Consider the following 18392-nt stretch of genomic DNA (forward strand, 5'->3'; position numbering starts at 1 on the left):
CACCGTGACCCGGCCGGGCCGCGGGGAGCACGAAAACTTGCCATTCCGGCAAGATGGCGGTCATGGCAGACATCGACGACGAGGTGCTGGACGCGGTCGGGCCCCGCCTGCGGGCCCTGCGCAAGCAGCGGGGGTTCACCCTCGCCGAGCTGGCGGCGACGACCGGGATCTCGGAGAGCACGTTGTCACGGCTGGAAAGCGGCGGCCGCCGGCCCACGCTGGAGCTGCTGCTGCCGCTGGCCCGCACCTACGACGTGCCGCTGGACGACCTCGTCGGCGCACCCCGCACCGGCGACCCGCGGGTCCACCTGCGGCCGATCCACCGGTACGGCATGACGTTCCTGCCGCTCACCCGCCGGGCCGGGGGCCTGCAGGCGTTCAAGATGCTCATCCCGAGCCGTGCCGAACCGGCCGAGCCGACCCCGCAGACGCACGGCGGCTACGAATGGGTCTACGTCCTCACCGGCCGCCTGCGCCTGGTGATCGGCGACCGCGACCTGGTCCTGCCCGCCGGCGAGGCGGCCGAGTTCGACACGGGACTGCCGCACTGGCTGGGTTCGGCCGACGGCCGGGCCGTCGAGACGCTGGTCCTCTTCGGACCGCAGGGAGAGCGGGCCCACGTCCGGCGGTAGTCAGTTCTCCCAGAGCGAGCGCAACGGGTGGACCACAACGGGGTGGACGGCGACCGCCCGGCCCGCCGCGGCGAGCGTGATGCCCCCGGCGTTCGGCAGGAAACACCGGGAGAACGAGAACGTCCCGTCGTTGGCGAAGACCTCGATCGAGGTGCGGTCGACGAGGATCTCCATACTGCGCAACGGTTCGGTGAGCTGCTGGGGCCCGGTGCCGCCGTCGATGGCCTGCGCGGTGGCCGTGACGGGCACGCCGAAGAGGGTGACGGTCAGCGTCGTACCGGCCGGGACGTCCAGGGTGAGCAGGAGGTGGAACGCGCCGCCGTCCCGCGCCAGGGTCACGGGCGCGCCCGGCCGCACGGCACCGGACCAGGTCGTGGTGCCCGCGTGCAGCTTCGAGATCTCGGCGACCGGACGGCGGGTCAGCCGCAGTGCGCCGCCCTGGGACCGGAGCTTGAGCTCGCAGGGAAAGGTGACCTGCTGGTTGAACGGCATGGCGGGGTACGACCCGCCGCGCATCCACGCGGCCTGGACGCGCCGGCCGTCGCCGGTTTCGGTGTTGTTCCAGGTCTGGGTGGCGTAGAAGTGCGGGCCGAGGTCGGCGGGCCGCTGCGTGGTCTCCTCGGTGAACCGGACGCCGTCGAAGGTGCCGACGGAGTAGAACCCGTTGCCCCGCACCAGAACCCACTTGGTCGCCTGCCCGGCGTCGACGGGCAGCTCGAAGAAGTCCGGGCATTCGTAGCTGTCGGGCACGGGATTACCGGTGTCGGTCCAGTGCAGCAGGTCCGGCGAGGTCAGGATGTGGTACTGGCCGCCGCCGTAGAGCATCATCACCCAGTGGCCGCCGGGTGAGTACCAGAACACCTTCGGGTCGCGCTCCGGCATGCTCAGCACCGGGTTTCCCGGGTGGTGGCGCCAGGTCCGGCCGTGGTCGAGGCTGTAGGACAGGCACTGGCTGCGGTTGTCGTTGCGCGACCAGAACGCGACCATCGGCGGCTTGGCCGGGTCGGGGGAGAGGCCGGAGGTGTTGCCGTAGTCGACGACGACCGAACCCGACTGGACGCCGGTGCCCAGCGACTCCTCGAAGTACGCCGGGCGCAGTTCGGTCCAGTGCACCAGGTCCCGGCTCACGGCGTGGATCCAGCACTTGTTCCAGCGCTGAGCGAACAGGTGGTACTCACCATCGTAGAACACGAGCCCGTTGAGGTCGTTGAGCCAGCCTTCCTGCCGCTGGCCGGGCTCGAGCCGGTTCATGGCCCATTGCCGGGCGGTGAAATGCGCCCGCGGGCGCCAGGTTTCGCCGTACAGCGGCTGGGTGTTCGCCGGGAGAACCTCGGGACGGTCGGTCTGGACCACGTGGTCGGCGTTGACGTGGCCCCAGTCGCCGGTGGCGGTGTCGACGAGCTGGATGCGCGCGCGGCGCCCGGCGAACTCCGCGACGTCCCAGCTGCCGGGCACGAGCGTGTCGCTGGTGCGGCCGGTGGCACTGCGCACGACTTCGCCGTCCACCAGCAGGTTCAGGCAGGTGACGTACTCGTAGTCGCCGCCGCCGATCCCGTAGGCGAGGTACCGCCGCCGGATGGTGAACTCGGGGGAGGTGATCGTGCCGGTCGGGCCGTCACCCTCGGATTCGCTGCTGGCCACTCCGTCGCCGTGGAACGCCGCGATGTCCATTGAGGCCAGTCGCGCGTAGCCGTGGACCGGCCCGGAGCCGAAGGCGGTGCCCTGCACGGTCCAGCCCGACCAGTCGGCACCCTCGAAGTCGGCGACGACGATGTCTTCGGTGGCAACGGTTTCCGGTTGCGCTTCGGCGGCGCCCGCTGGAGACGTCGTTGCTGAGGACAGCGCGACACCCAGTCCGGTGGCGACGCTGTGGCGGAGCAGATCACGGCGCTTCATCGAGCCTCCCGTCGCCGGATCACCCCGCGGGATCCGGCCGGGGCCAGGATGCCCCGGGGCGCCCGGCGAAGACAACGATTTGCGCAAACGCCGGTGGTGGCCCCGGAAATGGCCCCGGAAATGGTGCCGTCAGGATTCGAGCGGGATCAGCTCCGGGGTCTCGCCCGGCCCGGCGGGGAAGTGGGCGAGGAACGTGACGCCGTCCTCCTGCGCGTCGAACCGGGCGATCCGGGTCGCTTCCGGCTCGTAGAAGACGTCGCCGGGCGTGAGCACCGATTCCGGCTCCCCGTCGATCTGGTAGACGGCGGAGCCGGTCTCGATGCTGCCGAAGACGGGTCCATTGTGGACGTGCGGCCCGGTGCCGTGACCGGGGGCGAGGGTGATGCGGCGGATCTGGACGTGGTCGACCACGCGGGGTGCCGGAAGATCCTGCTCCAGCACCAGGGTCCGGGTCAGGGGCGTGGCGGTGACGACGGCGGGTTCGACGGTGCCCACCGGTTCGGCGAGCTCGGACGGCGTTCCGTCATCAAGCAGCTCTTCGATGGCCAGGTGGGTCATGGAGGTGGTGTCGGTCGCGCCGTGCCAGTGCCACTCGCCGGCGGCGACGCGGACCGTGTCGCCGGTCCGGATCAGCTGGGCCGGGCCGCCGCGGCGCTGCACGTACCCGGTGCCTTCGGTGACGACGAGGACCTGGCCGAGCGGGTGCCGGTGCCAGCGGGTGCGGGCGCCGGGGGCGAACTGCACGCGGTCGACCTGGGTGCGCGACGGCCCTTCGGGCACGGCGAGCGAGGTGACCCACGCGCTGCCGGTGATCGCCTCGGCGGGCGCGGCGGTGCTGGCGGACGGGACGTGGTGGACGTGCACGGAGGTACTCCCGGGTTCAGTGGGCGTGCGCGGCGAGCAGCGCGAGCACACCGGAAACGGCCTGGTCGAAGGGTTCGGGCGCGCCGGCGGCGCGGGCCAGCACGTAACCGCCCTGCAGGACGGCGACGACGGTGGCGGCGAGCGCGGCCGTGTCCAGCACGGCGGGCAGTTCCCCCGCGGCCCGGCCTTCGTCGAGGACCTCGGTGAGCCGCGCCCGCAGCCGGGCGAGCGACTCGTCGACGGGCGCGCGCAGCTGCGGGTCGGCGACGATGTCGGGGTCCTGGGTGAGCCGGCCGACGGGACAGCCCTTGAGCACCTCGCGCTCGCGGCGCAGGTAGGCGGTGACCCGCTCGAGGGCGGTACCGGGGGCGCACAGCTCGTCGGCCGCAGCCAGCAGTTCGTCCGCGCTGCGCTCGATGGCGGCCAGCGCCAGCTCCCGCTTCCCGGCGAAGTGGTGGTACATGCTGCCCTGCCCGGCCCCCGCCCGCTGCTGGATGGCCTTGGGGCTCGTGCCGACGTAACCCCGCTCCCACAGCAGCTCACGGGTGCTGTCGACGAGCTGCTCCCTGGTTCCCATGAGCGTTACTGTACATACTAGTAGGTACAGTCGGCAAAAGGGGTTCAGTGCGGGGCGGCCACCCGCAGGTCGAGGACCTTCAGGGCCTGCCGGCACCAGCGGACGTTCTCCCGTTCGAACGACAGGCCGCGCATCAGCGTCAGGTACGGCCCGACCCGCTCGGCGCCGGCCAGGTAGTCGTCTTCGAAGCGGCCGTCCAGCAGGCGCGCGCGGAGCTTCTCGTAGCGGGCGACCTTCGCCTCCGCGGCGGTCGCCCGCTCCTCGAGCGCGGTCCGGACGGCGGCCTGGTCACCCGCGTCCACGGCCTGGACCTGCACGAGCAGCTCGTCGCGGATCGTGCCGGGCCGGGGTGGCCCGGCGGTGAACGTGTGCAGCGCCCGGCGGCCGGCTTCGGTCAGCGAGAAGAGCCGCTTGTCGGGCCGCCGTTCCTGGTGGACGAGCCGGGCGTGCACCAAGCCGTCGGCCGCCATCCGGTCCAGCTCCCGGTAGAGCTGCTGCGGGGTGGCCATCCAGAAGTTCGCGACGGACGCGTCGAACACCTTCGCGAGGTCGTAACCCGACGCTTCGCCCTCGAGCAGCGCCGCCATCAGCGCGTTGCGCAGCGCCACGCTCGTTCCTCTCTACTCAACAAGTTGAGTATCTCAGGCGTCCATGGCCTCGCGCTGGATCTGCTCGAACTGAGCGGCCATCGCGGCGGACAGCGCCTGGGCGGCCGACAGCGGGCGGACCATCACCGTGAACTCGTCGATCAGGCCGTCGTCGTCCAGGTGCAGGAAGTCGCAGCCCTCGACGCGGGTGTCGCCGATCCGGGCCTCGAAGACGAGCGCGTGTTCCCGCCCGCCACCGCCGTCGAGCTCCCGCACGTACCGGAAGTCCTCGAAGACCCGCAGCACCCCGCGCAGGATCGCGGACGTGATGGCCTTGCCGGGGTACGGCCGGAACGCCACCGGGCTCCGGAACACCACGTTCTCCGCCAGCGCGGCCGCCATGGCCTCGGGGTCGCGTGCCTCGACGGCCTTCCGGAAGCTGGTCATGTCCCACCTCGTATAGTCAACTAATTGAGTATTGGCAGCGTAGCAGGACGACCTCGCTAGGGTGGAGCGATGGCCGCCTTCGAGATCGACGCCCTGGTGTTCGACGTGCTCGGCACCCTCGTCGACGAGCCCGCCGGGATCCGGGCCGGTGTCCGCGACCTCGGGCCGTCGCTCGCCGACGACCTGGTCCGGCTCTGGCTGGACCACGTCGACCACGAGCAGCGCCGCATCGCCGAAGGTGACCGCCCCTACGTCGACGGCGACGTTCTCGACCGCGAAGCCGCGCAGCTCGTCGCCCATGCCGCCGGAGCCGGTGACCCCGCCGCGCTCGCGGTGGCGGCCCGCCGCCCGCCCGCGTGGCCGGACACCGTCGCCGGGCTGGACCGGCTCGCCGGACGGTTCCCGCTGATCGGGCTCTCCAACGCGAGCCGGACCGGGTTGCTGCGGCTCAACGCCCACGCCGGATTGCGCTGGCACCAAGCGCTTTCCGCGGCGGACGCGCGGGCCTACAAACCGGACCCGTCGGTGTACGGCCTCGCCGTCGCCGCGTCCGGCGGGCCGCCGGAGCGGCTGCTGATGGTCGCGGCGCACGCGTGGGATCTGCGTGGCGCGCGGGACGCCGGCCTGCGCACCGCCTACGTCGCCCGGCCGGCAGGGGACCCGCCGCTGCCCTCGGACGGGTTCGACCTGTACGCCGAGGGGCTCGACGACCTGGCCGGCCAGCTGGGCGTGCCGAGTCGACTTGCCGACGCCGGCTAGGTGCGGGCCGCCCGTTCGATCACCGTGACGAGGTCGGCGAGGTCGGCGTCGAACTCGGCGTCCCAGTCGACCTGGGGGTCGAGCAGGGGACCGAGGCGGTGGTGGGCGGGCAGCTCGTCCGGCCCGAGCAGCGCGCGGCGTGAGCGCATGTCCCGGTTGCCCTCGGAGAACCGGCCCTGGGTCTCGGAGATGACGAACCCGAGCACGAACGTGGTGAGCAGCCGCTCGAGGCGGCCGACCTGGGCGTCGGGCACGCCCGCGTCCAGCAGGGCCTGGTAGATCCGGTCGACGGCGACGACGGCGTCCTCGGTGACGGACGGCCGGGTGAACAGCAGCGTCACCACCGCGGGGTGGTCCTTGGCGAGGACGCGCACGCCGCCGGCGAGCACCCCGAGCCGTTCGAGCGGCGGCGCGGCCGGGTCGGGTTCCGGGAGCAGTCCGAGCAGCCGGCCGACGATGGCGTCGAGCAGGTCGTCCTTGCCGCGGAAGTACCCGTAGAGGGCCATCGGCGTCAGTTCGAGCCGGGCGGCGAGCGCGCGCATGGACACTGCGTCGAGCCCCTTCTCCCGGGCCAGGGCCATCGCCGCGTCCACGATCTCGTCACGCCGGCTGGTCTTCATCTTGCGCACCGGAGCAGTCTACGGTGTAGATTGCTGGTCTACACCGTATACTGGAGGCTGGGGATGCTGGAAGCGACCGATCTGGTGAAGCGCTACGGCGACGTCCGCGCGCTGTCGGGGTTCACGCTGCGCGCCGAGCCCGGCGAGGTGGTCGGCCTGGTCGGCCACAACGGCGCCGGCAAGTCGACGTTCGCCCGGCTGGTGGCCGGCCTGGCCGCGCCGGACGCCGGCGACGTCCGGATCGCCGGGCGCCCGCCGAAAGCGGCCCGGGCCCTGCTCGGCTTCGCGCCGCAGGAACCGGCGCTGTACCCGAGCGCCACCGTCGCCGAGACGCTCCGGCTGTTCGGCGGCCTGTCCGGGCTGCGGCGTCGCGCGCTGGCCGAAGCGATCGACCGGATCGCCGAAGCGCTGCTGCTCACGGCGTTCCTCGACCGGCGCGTCGGCGTGCTGTCCGGCGGCCAGCAACGGCGGACCCAGGCCGCGACGGCGATGCTGCACCGCCCGCGCCTGCTGCTGCTCGACGAGCCCACCGCGGGGGTCGACCCGCAGACCCGGGCCGCGCTGCTCACCGCCGTCCGGGCTGCCGCCGACGACGGCGCGGCGGTCGTCTACACCACCCACTACCTGCCCGAGCTAGCCGAGCTGGGCGCGACCCTCGCTGTCGCGAAGGGCGGCCGGGTGATCGCCCGCGGCACCGCGGCGGACCTGCTCGGCGGCCTGCCCGGCGAGATCCTGCTCAGCACCGACGACGGTGAGATCCGCGTCCCCGCCGCCGATCCCGGGGCGGAGCTGGCGGGCGTGCTGGCGACGACGTCCGCGCACGTCCGCGACGTCGAGCTGCGCCGGCCGACCCTCGACGACCTCTACCGGGCGGTGGCGCATGACTAGGTTTTCGGTGCTGGTGCGCCACAGCGCGGTGCTGCGGCTGCGCGATCCCGGCCACCTGATCAGCTACGCGGTGATGCCGATGGTGCTGATGCTGGTGTTCAAGCCGCTCTTCGCCGCGTCGGTCGCCGACGGGCCCACCCAGGCCGTGCTCGGCCTGCTCGTGATGTTCACCGTCCTCGCACTGTCCATTGTGGGCACGTCGATGCTGTCGGAACGGACCTGGAACACGTGGGACCGGCTGCGCGCCACCCCGGCGACGGCCGGGGAACTGCTGGCGGGCAAGGCGGTCCCGGTGTTCGCCGTGCTGGTGCTGCAGCAGGCCGTGCTGCTGGTGTTCGGGCACTACGTCGTGGGCATGCCCGCGCCGGTGTCCCCGGTGCTGCTCGGGTTCGCGGTGCTCGTCTGGAGCCTGACGCTGCTGGCCGTGGGCACCGCGGCGGCGACGCTCGTGCGCAGCCACGGCGAGCTTTCCGCGGTCTGCGACGTCGGCTCGCTGGTGGTTTCGTCGCTCGGCGGCGCGCTGATCCCCGCCGCGATGCTGCCGGGCTGGGCCCAGGCGATCGCTCCGATCTCGCCGGGCTACTGGGCGATGACGATGCTGCGCGGGGCGGTCGAAGGGCAGTCGAGCGACGTCTTCCGCGGGGCGGCGATCCTGGGCGGGCTCGCAGTGGTGGCGGGGATCGTCGCGGTGGTCCGGCTGGACCGCGGCCTGAGCCGGCTGCGCGGCTGACTCGGCTTGTCGTGAGTGTTTAGGAGGGTTAGAACCCTCCTAAACACTCACGACCACTGCAGCGCGGCGACGGCGGCCAAGGTTGTGTACTGCAAGGTGAACTCGCCGCCGAGCCGGTCGACGGCCGCGCCGACGTCGGCCAGCAGTTCCGCCAGCTTGTCCGCCGGGAGCCGGGTCAGGCCGCCGGTCGTGGGCAGCAGGTCGAGCCACTCGTCACGGGTATACGTGTGCTCCCAGTCGAACCGCCACTGCTCCGGCTCGCCGAGTCCGTCCGCCCGGCGCATTCCGTCGGCGGCCGCGGCGAACATGGTCCGGTAGATGTCCAGCGCCGTCCGTTCCGCGTTCGGGAGGCCCATCGGCGAGTCGGGCGCCACCCGCCGGAAGGCCGTCGCGTACGCCTCCGCGATCCCGGGCGGCATGGCGTACACGTGCCCGAACACCGCCAGGAGACCGCCCGGGCGCAGGACTTCCGCGGCCTTCGCGGGGCCTCGCACGGGGTCGACCCAGTGCCACGCCTGGCCGGCGACGACCGCGTCGAACGTCCGCCCCGCGGGGTCCCAGTCCTCGAAGGTCGCGACCTCGACGTCGACACCGCTCTCGCGGGCGAAGGCGGCCATCCGCGCGTCGGGGTCGACGCCGAGCACGTCGCAGCCGGCCGCCTGGAACTGCCGGGCCTCGATGCCGGTGCCGCAGCCGACGTCCAGCAGGTCGCGGCCGGGGCTCGCGGCGAGGATCCGCTCCACCAGCGCGGCGGGGTAGGGCGGCCGGGCGCGGTCGTAGCGTTCGGGGTCGACCCCGAACGACTCCGCGATCCGCCGGGCCTGATGGGGTGCGGTTCCGGCAGAATAGGGCTGTTCCGACGGGGAAGTGGGCATGCGCCCACCATAGTGGGCAAGCGCCCACACGGGCAAGGAGGAAAGCCGCGTGCCGACCGGGGTGCACATCCGCGACGCGCGGCGGCAGCTGTTCGACGCCGCCGAGCGCGTCCTGCTCCGGGACGGGCCGAGCGCGCTGACCAGCCGTTCGGTCACCACCGAGGCCGACTGCGCGAAAGGCGTGCTGCACCGGCACTTCGCCGACTTCGACGAGTTCCTCGCCGAGCTGGTGCAGGAGCGCATCACCCGGGTCGGCGACCAGGCCGCCGCCCTGCGTGCCGCGGCCGGGACGGGCACGGTCCAGGGCAACCTCGCCGCCGCTTTGACCGACGTGCTCGACCCGACCGCGCTGGCGATGGTCAGCCTGGTGTTCTTCCGTGACGAGGTCCGCACCCGGCTGCGGGGAGCCGGCGTGCCGGTGCTCGCCGAGGCCCGGGAGATGCTCGCCGCCTACCTCGTGGAGGAACGCGCGCTCGGCCGGATCGCCGCCGACGCCGACGTCGACAACGTCGCCCTCTCCCTGATCGGGGCCGGGCACCTGCTGTTCGCGGGACGGCGCGGCGGCCCGCCGCCCGCCGAGGAGGTCGACCAGCTGGTGGCGACGGTCATCGCGGACGTCGTCCAGCGGCGCCTGCTGTAGGCAGGGGACTGGACATCCGGAGGAACCGCTGCCGCAGCGGGCCGGTGACGTACGGCCCGATCGCCCCGATGAACTCCCGGGTGTGCGGCTGCGTCAGGTGCTTCTCCAGATCGGCCTTCGAGCGGAACATCTCGTAGATCACGAAGGTGTCCCGGTCGGCCCGGTCGCGGTGGACGTGGAACTCGAGCGCGCCCTCCTCCGCGCGCAGGGGCTCGACCAGCGCGAGGATCAGCGCTTCGACCCGGTCCGCGCACCCCGGTTTGGCGGTGGCGAAGCCGAGGTGGGCGTAGGGGCCGGTCTCGTCGGCGTCCGGCTCGGGCAGCACGGTCATCGGTTTTCTCCGTTCACGGGGAACCACTTGCTGAACCAGGAAACGAGGGACGCCGGATCGGTGCCGGCGGCGGCGAGGTAGCCGTCGGGCCGGATCGCCAGGACGCCGGGCTTCGCGGTGAGGGCCGCCGCGACCCGTGCGTCACCGCCGAGCAGCCCGGGTTGCGCCGTCGCGATCCGGCCGTGGTGCTGGGCGAAAACCCGGTGCCAGGGAAGGAGAACGTCGACGGCCGGCCCGGTCGTGAAGACGGTCAGCTTGGTCAGGTCGAGCAGGTCGTAGAGCCGCCGGGTCTCGCCGTTGACGACGACGTCGACGTCCGGCACCCGGTCGCCCGCCCGCAGCGCGCCCAGCCGTCCGGCCCGGGCGGCGATCGGGCTCCTGCGGTAGTTCGCCGTGGTCTCGCCGAGGACGGCGGTCGCCTTGTCCTGCACGAAATCCCGGCCGAGCGCGAGCGGGGCCATCGTCGTGACCATCCGGTGCACCACGGGATTGGTGGAGTTCCACACCCTCGTGGCGGTCTCGGTCGCGCGGACCAGCTTGGTGATCACCGGGACGCGATCGGCCTGGTAGGTGTCGAGCAGCGCCGGCGCGGCCAGGCCGCGGTGCACCAGGGCGAGCTTCCACGCCAGGTTGATCATGTCCTGGATGCCGGTGTTCATCCCCTGCCCGCCGGCGGGACTGTGGACGTGCGCGGCGTCGCCGCCGAGGAACACCCGGCCCGCGCGCAGGGCCGGGACGTGCCGGCTGTTGATCCGGAACCGCGACCGCCAGTGCGGGTCGTGCAGCCGCGCGGGCAGGGGCGTGACGTGGTCCCAGATGTCCTGCAGCGCGGCCAGTTCCGGGACGTCGTCGTCGGCGCCGGGGCCCGGATCGGTGGCCATGAACCGGAACCGGCCCGCGGTCATCGGGAAGACGGCCACGAACCCGTCGCGGGCCAGGAAGATCGAGAGCTGGTCCTCCGGGACGTCGCCGTCGAGGTGCAGGTCGGCCAGCAGGTACCGCTGGGCCAGCGCGCGCCCCTTGAACGGCAGGCCGAGGCCGTGCCGGACGCCGCTGTGCGCGCCGTCGGCGCCGATCAGGTAGGCGGCGTGCACCGTCTCGTGGCCGCCGTCGCGGTCCTTCAGCACCGCGCGGACGCCGTGGGCGTCGTGGTCGAAGGAGAGCAGCTCGATGCCCCGTTCGACGTCCACGCCGTACGCCTGGACCTGCCGCGCCAGCAGCTCTTCGGTCTCGGACTGGGGGAGCAGCAGGATGTGGTTGAACCGGCCGGGGACGCGGTCCAGCTCGACCGTGGCCAGCTTCCGGCCGCGCCCGTAGATCGCGGTGCCGGACGCGCGCTGGCCCCGGCGGAGCATCTCGTCGCCGACGCCGCGGGGGCGCAGCAGCTCGAGGGTCCGCGCCTGGACGGCCAGCGCCTTCGAGGTCGTCGACGGGGCCGGTGCCCGGTCGACGATCCGGACGGGCACGCCGTGACGCGCGAGCTCCATCGCCGCCGTCAGGCCGGTCGGGCCGGCGCCGACGACGAGCACGGGACGTTCCTGGTCCATGGTGATCCCTCTCCTCAAGTCACCGAGCGTTGACTTATCGAGGGTAAGACCGTCCGGGCAGACAAGTCAACGGTGGGTGACTTATGCTCGGGTCATGGCATCAGGAAGAAGCCGCAACGCCGGCGCCACGCGGGGCGCGATCCTGTCCGCGGCGCGGGACCGGTTCGCGGCGGACGGGTACGAGCGCACCACGCTGCGCATGGTCGCCGCGGACGTCGGCGTCGACCCGGCCATGGTGATCCGCTACTTCGGCAGCAAGCAGGGCCTGTTCACCGCCGCCGCCGACTTCTCGCTGGACCTGCCCGACCTCGACGGCGTCGCGCCCGCGGACCTCGGCGCCGAGATCCTGCCGAGGTTCCTGGCGGTCTGGGACCACGACAGCACGTTCCTCGCCCTGCTGCGCGTGGCCATGACGAGCCCCGAGGCCGCGGACAAGCTGCGCGAGCTGTTCGCCGCCCAGGTCGTGCCGGCCTTCGCCAAGGCCACCCCGGACCACGCGCCCGAGCGCGCGGCCCTGCTGGGCTCGTTCCTGCTGGGCCTGGCGACGACGCGCTACGTACTGGCGACGCCGGGCATCGCCACGATGCCGCCCGACCGGCTCGCGGCCTGGGCGGCCCCGGTGATCCGCGAGATCCTCACCGGCCCGGCTCCCGCCTGACTCAGGAGGCGGCCGGCTGGATCAGCTCGATCAGGTTGCCTTCCGGGTCCTTGACGTAGCCGAACCGCGCACCGGGCTGGACGGCGTCGGCCGGGGGCCACACCGGCTCGGCGCCCGCGCCGGTCAGGCGGGCGAACGCGTCGTCGAGGTCGCCGACTTCGAGGGCCCAGTGGCCGTAACCCTGGGCGCGCAGGACGTCCATCGGGTCGGTGAACGTCTCCGTGCGCGCGGAACCCGCGCGTTCGATCAGCTCGATCCGGGTGCCGTCCGCGGTCCGCAGGACGGCCGTGCGGACGCCGGCTTCGGGGACCTCGAACTCCTCGACGACCTCGGTGAACCCGAGCGCGTCGGCGTACCAGCGTCGCTGCGCGTCGAGGTCGGCGACCGACAGGCCGACGTGGTGGAAGCGGACGGGGAAGGGCATGACGGGCTCCTGGGGGTTCGTGGGTCTCCTTTCAAAGTAGGCAGTGCCCACAATGTTGTCAACGACTACATTGTGGGCGGTGACTACACTCCGGCTATGGCCGAAGCCCCGTACCACCACGGCAACCTGCGTTCCGAGCTGCTGGACCTGGCCGAACGCACCCTCGAGGAATCCGGCGTGGCCGGGCTGTCGCTGCGAGGGCTCGCGCGCGAACTCGGGGTCAGCCACAGCGCGCCGCGTCAGCATTTCGCCGACAAGCAGGCCTTGCTGGACGCCCTCGTGCTGCGCGGGCTGCGGCGCCTCGGTGACGAGCTCGACGCGGGCCTCGGCCGGGCGAGCGGCGGCTTCGAGGAGCGCCTGACCGCGTTCGCGGAGGTCTACGTCGGCTTCGCGACCCGGTGCCCGGCGCTGCTCGCCCTGGTGTTCGCGCACAAGGACAACCCGGCGCGACCGGAGCTGCTCGAAGCCAACGAACGGACCTTCGCCGCACCCGTCGCGCTCATCGACGGGGCCCGGGAGCGCGGCGAGATCGTTGACGACGACCCCGATCGCGTGGCCATGGCCGTGCTCGCCACCCTGCAGGGGCTCGCGTCGATCATCACCGGCGGCATGATCGCCGGCCGGTCGCCGGACGACGTCGTGGCGGGGACCTTGCGCAGTCTCGTGCGCGGCCTGCTGCCCCGCTGAGGCGACGAGGTCGTTGCGGACGGGGAGGGAACGCTATACGGTTGCCCGAGAACTAGAACAGGTTACAGTTTCTGGGTGGCGGGCCGGACCGAGGAGCGGACATGGCGAACAGGGCGCCGCGCGGCGACGAAGCCGACTACGTGGTCGTCGGGTCGGGCAGTTCGGGGGCCGCGATCGCGGGACGGCTGGCGGAATCGGGCGCCAGCGTGATCGTGCTCGAAGCGGGCAAGACCGACGAGAAGCTCATGATCAAGAAGCCGGGGCTCGTCGGGCCCATGCACGCGGTGCCCCAGCTCAAGAAGCCGTTCGACTGGGGCCTGTACTCGGTGCCGCAGAAACACGTTCTCGATCGCCGGATGCCGGTGCCGCGCGGCAAGGTCGTCGGCGGCTCCAGCTCGATCAACGGCATGGTCTACGTCCGCGGCAACCGCGCCAACTTCGACTCGTGGGCCGCCGAGGGCAACACCGGCTGGGACGCCGACAGCGTGAACGCCGCGTACAAGCGGATGGAGGACTTCGAGGACGGCGAGAACGCCTTCCGGGGTGCGGGCGGGCCGATCCGGGTCACCCGCAACAAGATCCCGCAGGAAGGCGCGCTGCAGTTCCTCCAGGCCACCGCCGACACCATCGGCTGCAAGATCCTCGACGACTACAACGCGGAGTCGCAGGAGGGGGTCAGCCGGATGCAGCAGAACGCCGCCGACGGCCTCCGCTACAGCGCCTCGCGCGGCTACCTCCACCACCTCGCACCGCCGACGCTGCAGCTGCAGACCGGCGTCCTGGCCAAGAAGGTCGTCATCGAGAACGGCCGCGCGGCCGGCGTCGAGGTCGTCGACGCCGACGGCACGCAGCGCACGGTCCGCGCCGGCAAGGAGGTCATCCTCTCCGCCGGGTTCGTCGGCTCCGCGCAGCTGCTCATGCTGTCCGGGGTCGGCCACGCCGAGCACCTGCGGGAGCACGGCATCGACGTCCTCGCGGACCTGCCGGTCGGCGACAACCTGCACGACCACATGTTCCACGCGCTGACCTTCCACGTGACGTCGAGCAAGAACACCGGACGGCCGTCGTACTTCGCGCGCGGGCTCGTCAAGGAGCTGCTCCGGCCCGGCACCACCTTCCTGGCCAACTCGGTCTTCGAGGCGGTCGCGTTCCTCAAGACGTCCCAGGCCGGCAAGATCCCCGACCTCCAGCTGCACCTGCTGCCGTGGGCGTACGTCTCGCCCAACCAGGACGCGCCGATCCGGCACGACGTCGACACGCGCACCGCGCTCACCGTGCTGACGACGTTGATCTACCCGAAGAGCCGCGGCACCCTGCGACTCGCGTCGGGCGACCCGAAGGCCGCTCCGCTCATCGACTTCCAGTACCTGGCCGACCCGGCCGACCTCGAAGTGCTCGGCGAGGGTTCGGAGATGGCGCGCGAGATCTTCGCCTCGGGCGCGTTCAACGGCGCGGTCAAGGAGGAGATCCACCCGGGCAAGGACCTGAAGGGCCAGGCGCTGCGCGACGCGATCCTCAACCGCGCGACGTCGGTCTACCACGGGGTCGGCACCTGCCGGATGGGCGTCGACGAGCTTTCGGTCGTGAGCCCCGACCTCAAGGTCCGCGGCGTCGAGGGCCTGCGGGTCTGCGACGCCTCGATCATGCCGTCGATCACCGGCGGCAACACCAACGCGCCCGCCATCATGATCGGCGAGATGGGCGCGCGACTCGTCCTTTCAGGCCACTGACCGGGAGCGGACCATGACCCTCACCCCGCTCGAGCTCACCCGCCCGGCGTCGGTCACCGACGCGTTCCTGCGGCGGCTCGTCGCCAGGGTGCCGGGCTCGTCCGGCACGACCTGGAAGCTCACCGAGGTCTACACCGGGGACACGCTCGCCGAGCTGCCGCAGTCGACCCCGGCCGACATCGAGCAGGCGTTCGCCGTCGCCCGCGAGGCGCAGCGCGCGTGGGCCGCCACCCCGCTCAAGCAGCGGCTGGCCGTGTTCAAGCGCGCGCACACGCTCTTCGTCGACCGCGCGCGGGCCGTCGCCGACCTCATCCAGGCCGAGAGCGGCAAGAACCGGCGGATGGCCATCGAGGAGACCTGCGACCCGGCGATGGTGATGAGCCACTACCTCCGGCGGGCCGCGAAGCTGCTGGCGCCCACCCGCCGCGGCGGGCCGGTGCCGCTGCTGACCACCTCGACCGAGATCCGGCAGCCCAAGGGTGTCGTCGGCATCATCGCGCCGTGGAACTTCCCGTTCGCCACCGGCATCTCCGACGCGATCCCGGCGCTGATGGCCGGCAACGCGGTCGTGCTGAAGCCCGACAACAAGACGGCGCTCTCGCCGCTCTACGGCATCGAGCTGCTGGAGGAGGCCGGGCTGCCGAAGGGGCTGTTCCAGGTGGTGTGCGGCGAGGGCCCGGACGTCGGCCCGACGCTCATCGACCACGCCGACTACGTGATGTTCACCGGCTCCACGGCCACCGGCCGGGTGATCGGCGAGCGGGCCGGGCGCAACCTCATCGGCTGCTGCCTCGAGCTCGGCGGCAAGAACCCGATGATCGTGCTGGAGGACGCCGACCTCGCGGAAGCCGCGCAGGGCGCGGTGTTCGGCGCGTTCGGCAACACCGGCCAGATCTGCATGCACATCGAGCGGATCTACCTGCCGGAGTCCCGCTACGACGAGTTCGCCAAGGCGTTCGTGGCCAAGGCTCTCGCGTTGGACGTGCGCGCGGCCTACGACTTCGGCCCCGACATGGGCTCGCTCGTGTCCGTCGACCACATGCACCGCGTCAAGGCGCACGTCGACGACGCCGTCGCGAAGGGTGCCACCGTGCTCTGCGGCGGCAAGCCGCGGCCCGACCTCGGCCCGGCGTTCTTCGAGCCGACGATCCTCGAAGGCGTCACGAAGGACATGCTCTGCGGCGTCACCGAAACCTTCGGACCCGTTGTCGCACTGCACAAGTACGGCACCGTCGACGAGGCCGTGGCGCTGGCCAACGACACCGACTACGGCCTCAACGCCTCGGTCTGGGGCCGCGACCTCGACGCCGCGCGCGCCGTGGCCGCCCGCCTCGAATCCGGCAACGTCAACATCAACGACATCCTCGCGACGGCGTACGCGGCCAAGGGCACGCCGTCGGGCGGGGTCAAGAGCTCCGGGGTCGGCGCCCGCCACGGTGACCAGGGGTTGCTCAAGTACACCGACGTGCAGAACATGGCCCTGCTCAAGAAGCAGGTCATGGGCCCGCGGCCCGGTCAGACCTACGAAAAGTACGTCGAGGGCATGCTTTCCGGGCTCAAGATGATGCGCAGGTTCCGCATCCGCTAGCCCGGCCCGTCGCGCACCTGGTCAGGAGCGGCAGAGCAGCGCGTCCGGGGTTCGGCTCGAGCCGATGCGGCCGGTGTAGGCGACGCCCGCGACGTACTCGCCCGGCGCGCACTGGCCCTTGTAGTTGCCCGAAGCGAAGTCGCCGCCGAGGTCGCCCGGTGGCCGGTTGTCGCCGCGGTCGAACCAGACCGTGCGGCCGGTGCGGCCGAGCGGGGTGGCGGATTTCCCGCACAGCACGGCGGAAACCGCGGCGCCGCGGACGCTGTAGCCGACGACGGCGGAATCGGGCGGGCACTGCGCCTTCGTGTACCCCGACGCCCAGTCCGTGTCCACATAGGACTCGTCGCGGACCACGGTGTAGCCGGCGGGAGCCGGGAGCGTGCCGGTGCACAGGCCGCGGCCGCCGGTGTGCGCGAGGCCGGTGAGGCGCTGGCCGTCGGGGCAGGCCCCCTTGCGCGCGCCCGAATCCCAGTCCGGCTGAGCCCGGACCGCGCGGGACTCCTGGAAGTCGCCGTAGTCGAGGTTCAGCATCGACCAGTGCTCGGCCGCCGGGATCGCCCCGGTCCGGGACGGCGCGTTCACCAGCCGCTGCCACGCCGGACCGCGCCAGTCGGTGCCGTCGAGGACGTCGATGCGGCGGCCCGCGCTGTCGTAGGCCAGCAGCGACCAGCCGTCGCCGACGCCGTTGGTCTGAAAGCCCACCGCAGGCCAGTAGGCGAAGTCGGTGTCCGTCTCGGCGAGGTAGTTCACGAAGTTCTCGAAGAACGTGCGCGACGCCGGGTCGGTCGTGTTGCGGCCCTCGCCGAACTCGCTGATCCACAGCGGTGCGGTGTAGTGCTTGCCGGTGTCCTGCTCGACGAAGAACGCCTGCCGGTACAGGGTGTCGCGCAGCTCCTGCGGCGAGAGGTCGCGGTACCGCGGGTCGTGGGTCTCGCCGATGCCGGTCGCGCCGGAGTGGTTCGGGCCGGTGTAACCGTAGAAGTGCGCCGAGTAGACGAGTTTCCCCGAGTCCACGAGCGTGTGCGACAGCGTGCGGGCGGGCTCCAGCGTGGGCCGGCCGTGCGCGAAGCCGTCGATGGGCAGGCCGGTCCAGTTGATGCCCTCGACGATGATCAGCAGGTCCCGGTTCGCCTCGGTCAGGATGCGGTCGGCCACCTGCTGGCTCGCGCGCTGCCAGTCCTTGTCGTTGCCCCAGCCCCAGTTCGGGTCGTCGAAGGTGTTCCGGCGGACCTCGTTGTACAGGTCGGCGCCGACCACCCGCTTGTTCGCGGCGTAGCGGCGGGCCATGAACAGCCAGTCGTCCTGCCACTGCTGCTCGGACTGCGCGGTGTTCCAGCGCTCGTTGCCGTCGAGGCCGCAGCACCAGCGCGACGTCGTGGTGTGGTTGTTGAGGATCACGGCGAACCCGCGCGCGGTCAGCCGCTCGACGACCCGGTCGTACACCTGCAACGGCGTCTTGCCGTGCAGGTCCGGGTTGGCCGGCAGGTCCGGCACCGGGTTCGCGTCGTGGATCATCGCGTTCGAGAACTGCAGCCGGACGCTGTTGAGGCCCAGCTGCGCGAGCCCGTCGATGACGGTGTCGATCGACGCGCGGTCCAGGCCCAGCGGGGTCTGGTAGGCGATCTCGCCGGCGTGGTGGTTCGCCGGGTCGTTGATGTCACCCGATCCGGTCCACGTGCCGCTCGCACCGTGCCAGTTGGCGGCCTTCAGCTTGAAGCGGTTGCCCGTCGCGTCGACGATGTAGCGCCCGCTGGTGCTGAGCGGGCCGACCCACGGAGCCGGGTCGGCCTTCGCCGGATCCGGCGCCAGCAGCGCAATCGGCACGACGAGCCCGGCGGTCAGCAGCGCGGTGAGCAGAGCACCCATGATCCTCACGCGCGGAGGCTAACCGGCGTTTCGATCCGCTGTATAC

General features: G+C 72.1%; 20 protein-coding genes. 9 read left to right on the plus strand and 11 right to left on the minus strand.

The window, feature by feature from the left end; genetic code table 11:
- Positions 1 to 62 precede the first annotated feature (62 nt).
- Complete coding sequence (locus VA596_RS13505) at positions 63 to 632, plus strand: helix-turn-helix domain-containing protein (RefSeq protein ID WP_323326806.1); 570 nt, start codon at positions 63 to 65, stop codon at positions 630 to 632.
- Here the strand turns inward: VA596_RS13505 and VA596_RS13510 are convergent, their stop codons facing one another.
- From VA596_RS13510 to VA596_RS13530, 5 genes are all read right to left on the minus strand, one after another.
- On the minus strand, positions 633 to 2528 hold the full coding sequence (locus tag VA596_RS13510; RefSeq protein WP_323326808.1) for a glycoside hydrolase family 32 protein: 1896 nt from the start codon (positions 2526 to 2528) through the stop codon (positions 633 to 635).
- 129 nt (positions 2529 to 2657) lie between these two features.
- Positions 2658 to 3392, minus strand: a complete 735-nt coding sequence (locus tag VA596_RS13515) for a cupin domain-containing protein (RefSeq protein WP_323326809.1) — start codon at positions 3390 to 3392, stop codon at positions 2658 to 2660.
- Positions 3393 to 3408: 16 nt separating this feature from the next.
- Positions 3409 to 3969: a TetR/AcrR family transcriptional regulator gene (locus tag VA596_RS13520; RefSeq protein ID WP_323326811.1), complete on the minus strand. Its 561-nt coding sequence runs from the start codon at positions 3967 to 3969 to the stop codon at positions 3409 to 3411.
- A gap of 44 nt (positions 3970 to 4013) precedes the next feature.
- A complete protein-coding gene (locus VA596_RS13525; RefSeq protein ID WP_323326814.1) occupies positions 4014 to 4577 on the minus strand; it encodes a PadR family transcriptional regulator in 564 nt (187 codons plus the stop codon).
- A 33-nt stretch (positions 4578 to 4610) separates the two neighbouring features.
- Positions 4611 to 5003 carry a nuclear transport factor 2 family protein gene (locus VA596_RS13530; RefSeq protein WP_323326816.1) on the minus strand — a complete coding sequence of 131 codons (393 nt, stop codon included), beginning with the start codon at positions 5001 to 5003 and terminating at the stop codon, positions 4611 to 4613.
- 69 nt (positions 5004 to 5072) lie between these two features.
- Here VA596_RS13530 and VA596_RS13535 point away from each other — a divergent pair, with 69 nt between their 5' ends.
- Positions 5073 to 5762, plus strand: coding sequence for a haloacid dehalogenase type II (locus VA596_RS13535; RefSeq protein ID WP_323326818.1), 690 nt, complete (start codon positions 5073 to 5075; stop codon positions 5760 to 5762).
- Here the strand turns inward: VA596_RS13535 and VA596_RS13540 are convergent.
- A complete protein-coding gene (locus tag VA596_RS13540; RefSeq protein WP_323327747.1) occupies positions 5759 to 6382 on the minus strand; it encodes a TetR/AcrR family transcriptional regulator in 624 nt (207 codons plus the stop codon). The two genes, VA596_RS13535 and VA596_RS13540, sit on opposite strands and share 4 nt — an antisense overlap.
- A gap of 63 nt (positions 6383 to 6445) precedes the next feature.
- Here VA596_RS13540 and VA596_RS13545 point away from each other — a divergent pair, with 63 nt between their 5' ends.
- Positions 6446 to 7270 carry an ABC transporter ATP-binding protein gene (locus VA596_RS13545; RefSeq protein ID WP_323326820.1) on the plus strand — a complete coding sequence of 275 codons (825 nt, stop codon included), beginning with the start codon at positions 6446 to 6448 and terminating at the stop codon, positions 7268 to 7270.
- Complete coding sequence (locus tag VA596_RS13550) at positions 7263 to 8000, plus strand: ABC transporter permease (protein ID WP_323326822.1); 738 nt, start codon at positions 7263 to 7265, stop codon at positions 7998 to 8000. Before VA596_RS13545 ends, VA596_RS13550 begins: the two co-directional genes overlap by 8 nt.
- A gap of 47 nt (positions 8001 to 8047) precedes the next feature.
- On the opposite strand, the gene VA596_RS13555 is transcribed toward VA596_RS13550, so the two are convergent.
- Positions 8048 to 8812, minus strand: a complete 765-nt coding sequence (locus tag VA596_RS13555; RefSeq protein ID WP_323327748.1) for a class I SAM-dependent methyltransferase — start codon at positions 8810 to 8812, stop codon at positions 8048 to 8050.
- A 112-nt stretch (positions 8813 to 8924) separates the two neighbouring features.
- Here VA596_RS13555 and VA596_RS13560 point away from each other — a divergent pair, with 112 nt between their 5' ends.
- The gene (locus tag VA596_RS13560; protein WP_323326824.1) at positions 8925 to 9515 is read left to right on the plus strand and encodes a TetR/AcrR family transcriptional regulator; all 591 of its coding nucleotides are present in this window, start codon (positions 8925 to 8927) and stop codon (positions 9513 to 9515) included.
- Here the strand turns inward: VA596_RS13560 and VA596_RS13565 are convergent.
- Positions 9481 to 9846: a putative quinol monooxygenase gene (locus VA596_RS13565; protein ID WP_323326825.1), complete on the minus strand. Its 366-nt coding sequence runs from the start codon at positions 9844 to 9846 to the stop codon at positions 9481 to 9483. The genes VA596_RS13560 and VA596_RS13565 overlap by 35 nt on opposite strands.
- A complete protein-coding gene (locus VA596_RS13570; protein WP_323326827.1) occupies positions 9843 to 11393 on the minus strand; it encodes an FAD-dependent oxidoreductase in 1551 nt (516 codons plus the stop codon). The genes VA596_RS13565 and VA596_RS13570 overlap by 4 nt, the downstream gene beginning before the upstream one ends.
- A 94-nt stretch (positions 11394 to 11487) precedes the next feature.
- Between VA596_RS13570 and VA596_RS13575 the strand changes: the two genes are divergently transcribed.
- Positions 11488 to 12051 (plus strand): TetR/AcrR family transcriptional regulator, encoded by a 564-nt coding sequence (locus VA596_RS13575; protein ID WP_323326829.1) that lies wholly within the window; start codon positions 11488 to 11490, stop codon positions 12049 to 12051.
- A 1-nt stretch (position 12052) separates the two neighbouring features.
- On the opposite strand, the gene VA596_RS13580 is transcribed toward VA596_RS13575, so the two are convergent.
- Positions 12053 to 12475, minus strand: coding sequence for a VOC family protein (locus VA596_RS13580; RefSeq protein ID WP_323326831.1), 423 nt, complete (start codon positions 12473 to 12475; stop codon positions 12053 to 12055).
- 96 nt (positions 12476 to 12571) lie between these two features.
- Between VA596_RS13580 and VA596_RS13585 the strand changes: the two genes are divergently transcribed.
- The 3 genes from VA596_RS13585 to VA596_RS13595 all read left to right on the plus strand — a co-directional run bounded on the left by VA596_RS13585 (position 12572) and on the right by VA596_RS13595 (position 16480).
- Complete coding sequence (locus VA596_RS13585; protein ID WP_323326833.1) at positions 12572 to 13162, plus strand: TetR/AcrR family transcriptional regulator; 591 nt, start codon at positions 12572 to 12574, stop codon at positions 13160 to 13162.
- 101 nt (positions 13163 to 13263) lie between these two features.
- Positions 13264 to 14892: a GMC family oxidoreductase gene (locus VA596_RS13590; RefSeq protein WP_323326835.1), complete on the plus strand. Its 1629-nt coding sequence runs from the start codon at positions 13264 to 13266 to the stop codon at positions 14890 to 14892.
- Positions 14893 to 14905: 13 nt separating this feature from the next.
- Positions 14906 to 16480, plus strand: coding sequence for a succinic semialdehyde dehydrogenase (locus VA596_RS13595; RefSeq protein WP_323326837.1), 1575 nt, complete (start codon positions 14906 to 14908; stop codon positions 16478 to 16480).
- A 21-nt stretch (positions 16481 to 16501) separates the two neighbouring features.
- Here the strand turns inward: VA596_RS13595 and VA596_RS13600 are convergent, their stop codons facing one another.
- A complete protein-coding gene (locus VA596_RS13600) occupies positions 16502 to 18346 on the minus strand; it encodes a glycoside hydrolase family 5 protein (protein ID WP_323327750.1) in 1845 nt (614 codons plus the stop codon).
- Positions 18347 to 18392: the final 46 nt, after the last annotated feature.

The sequence above is a fragment of the Amycolatopsis heterodermiae genome (assembly GCF_034929455.1).
Taxonomy (GTDB): Bacteria; Actinomycetota; Actinomycetes; order Mycobacteriales; family Pseudonocardiaceae; genus Amycolatopsis; species Amycolatopsis heterodermiae.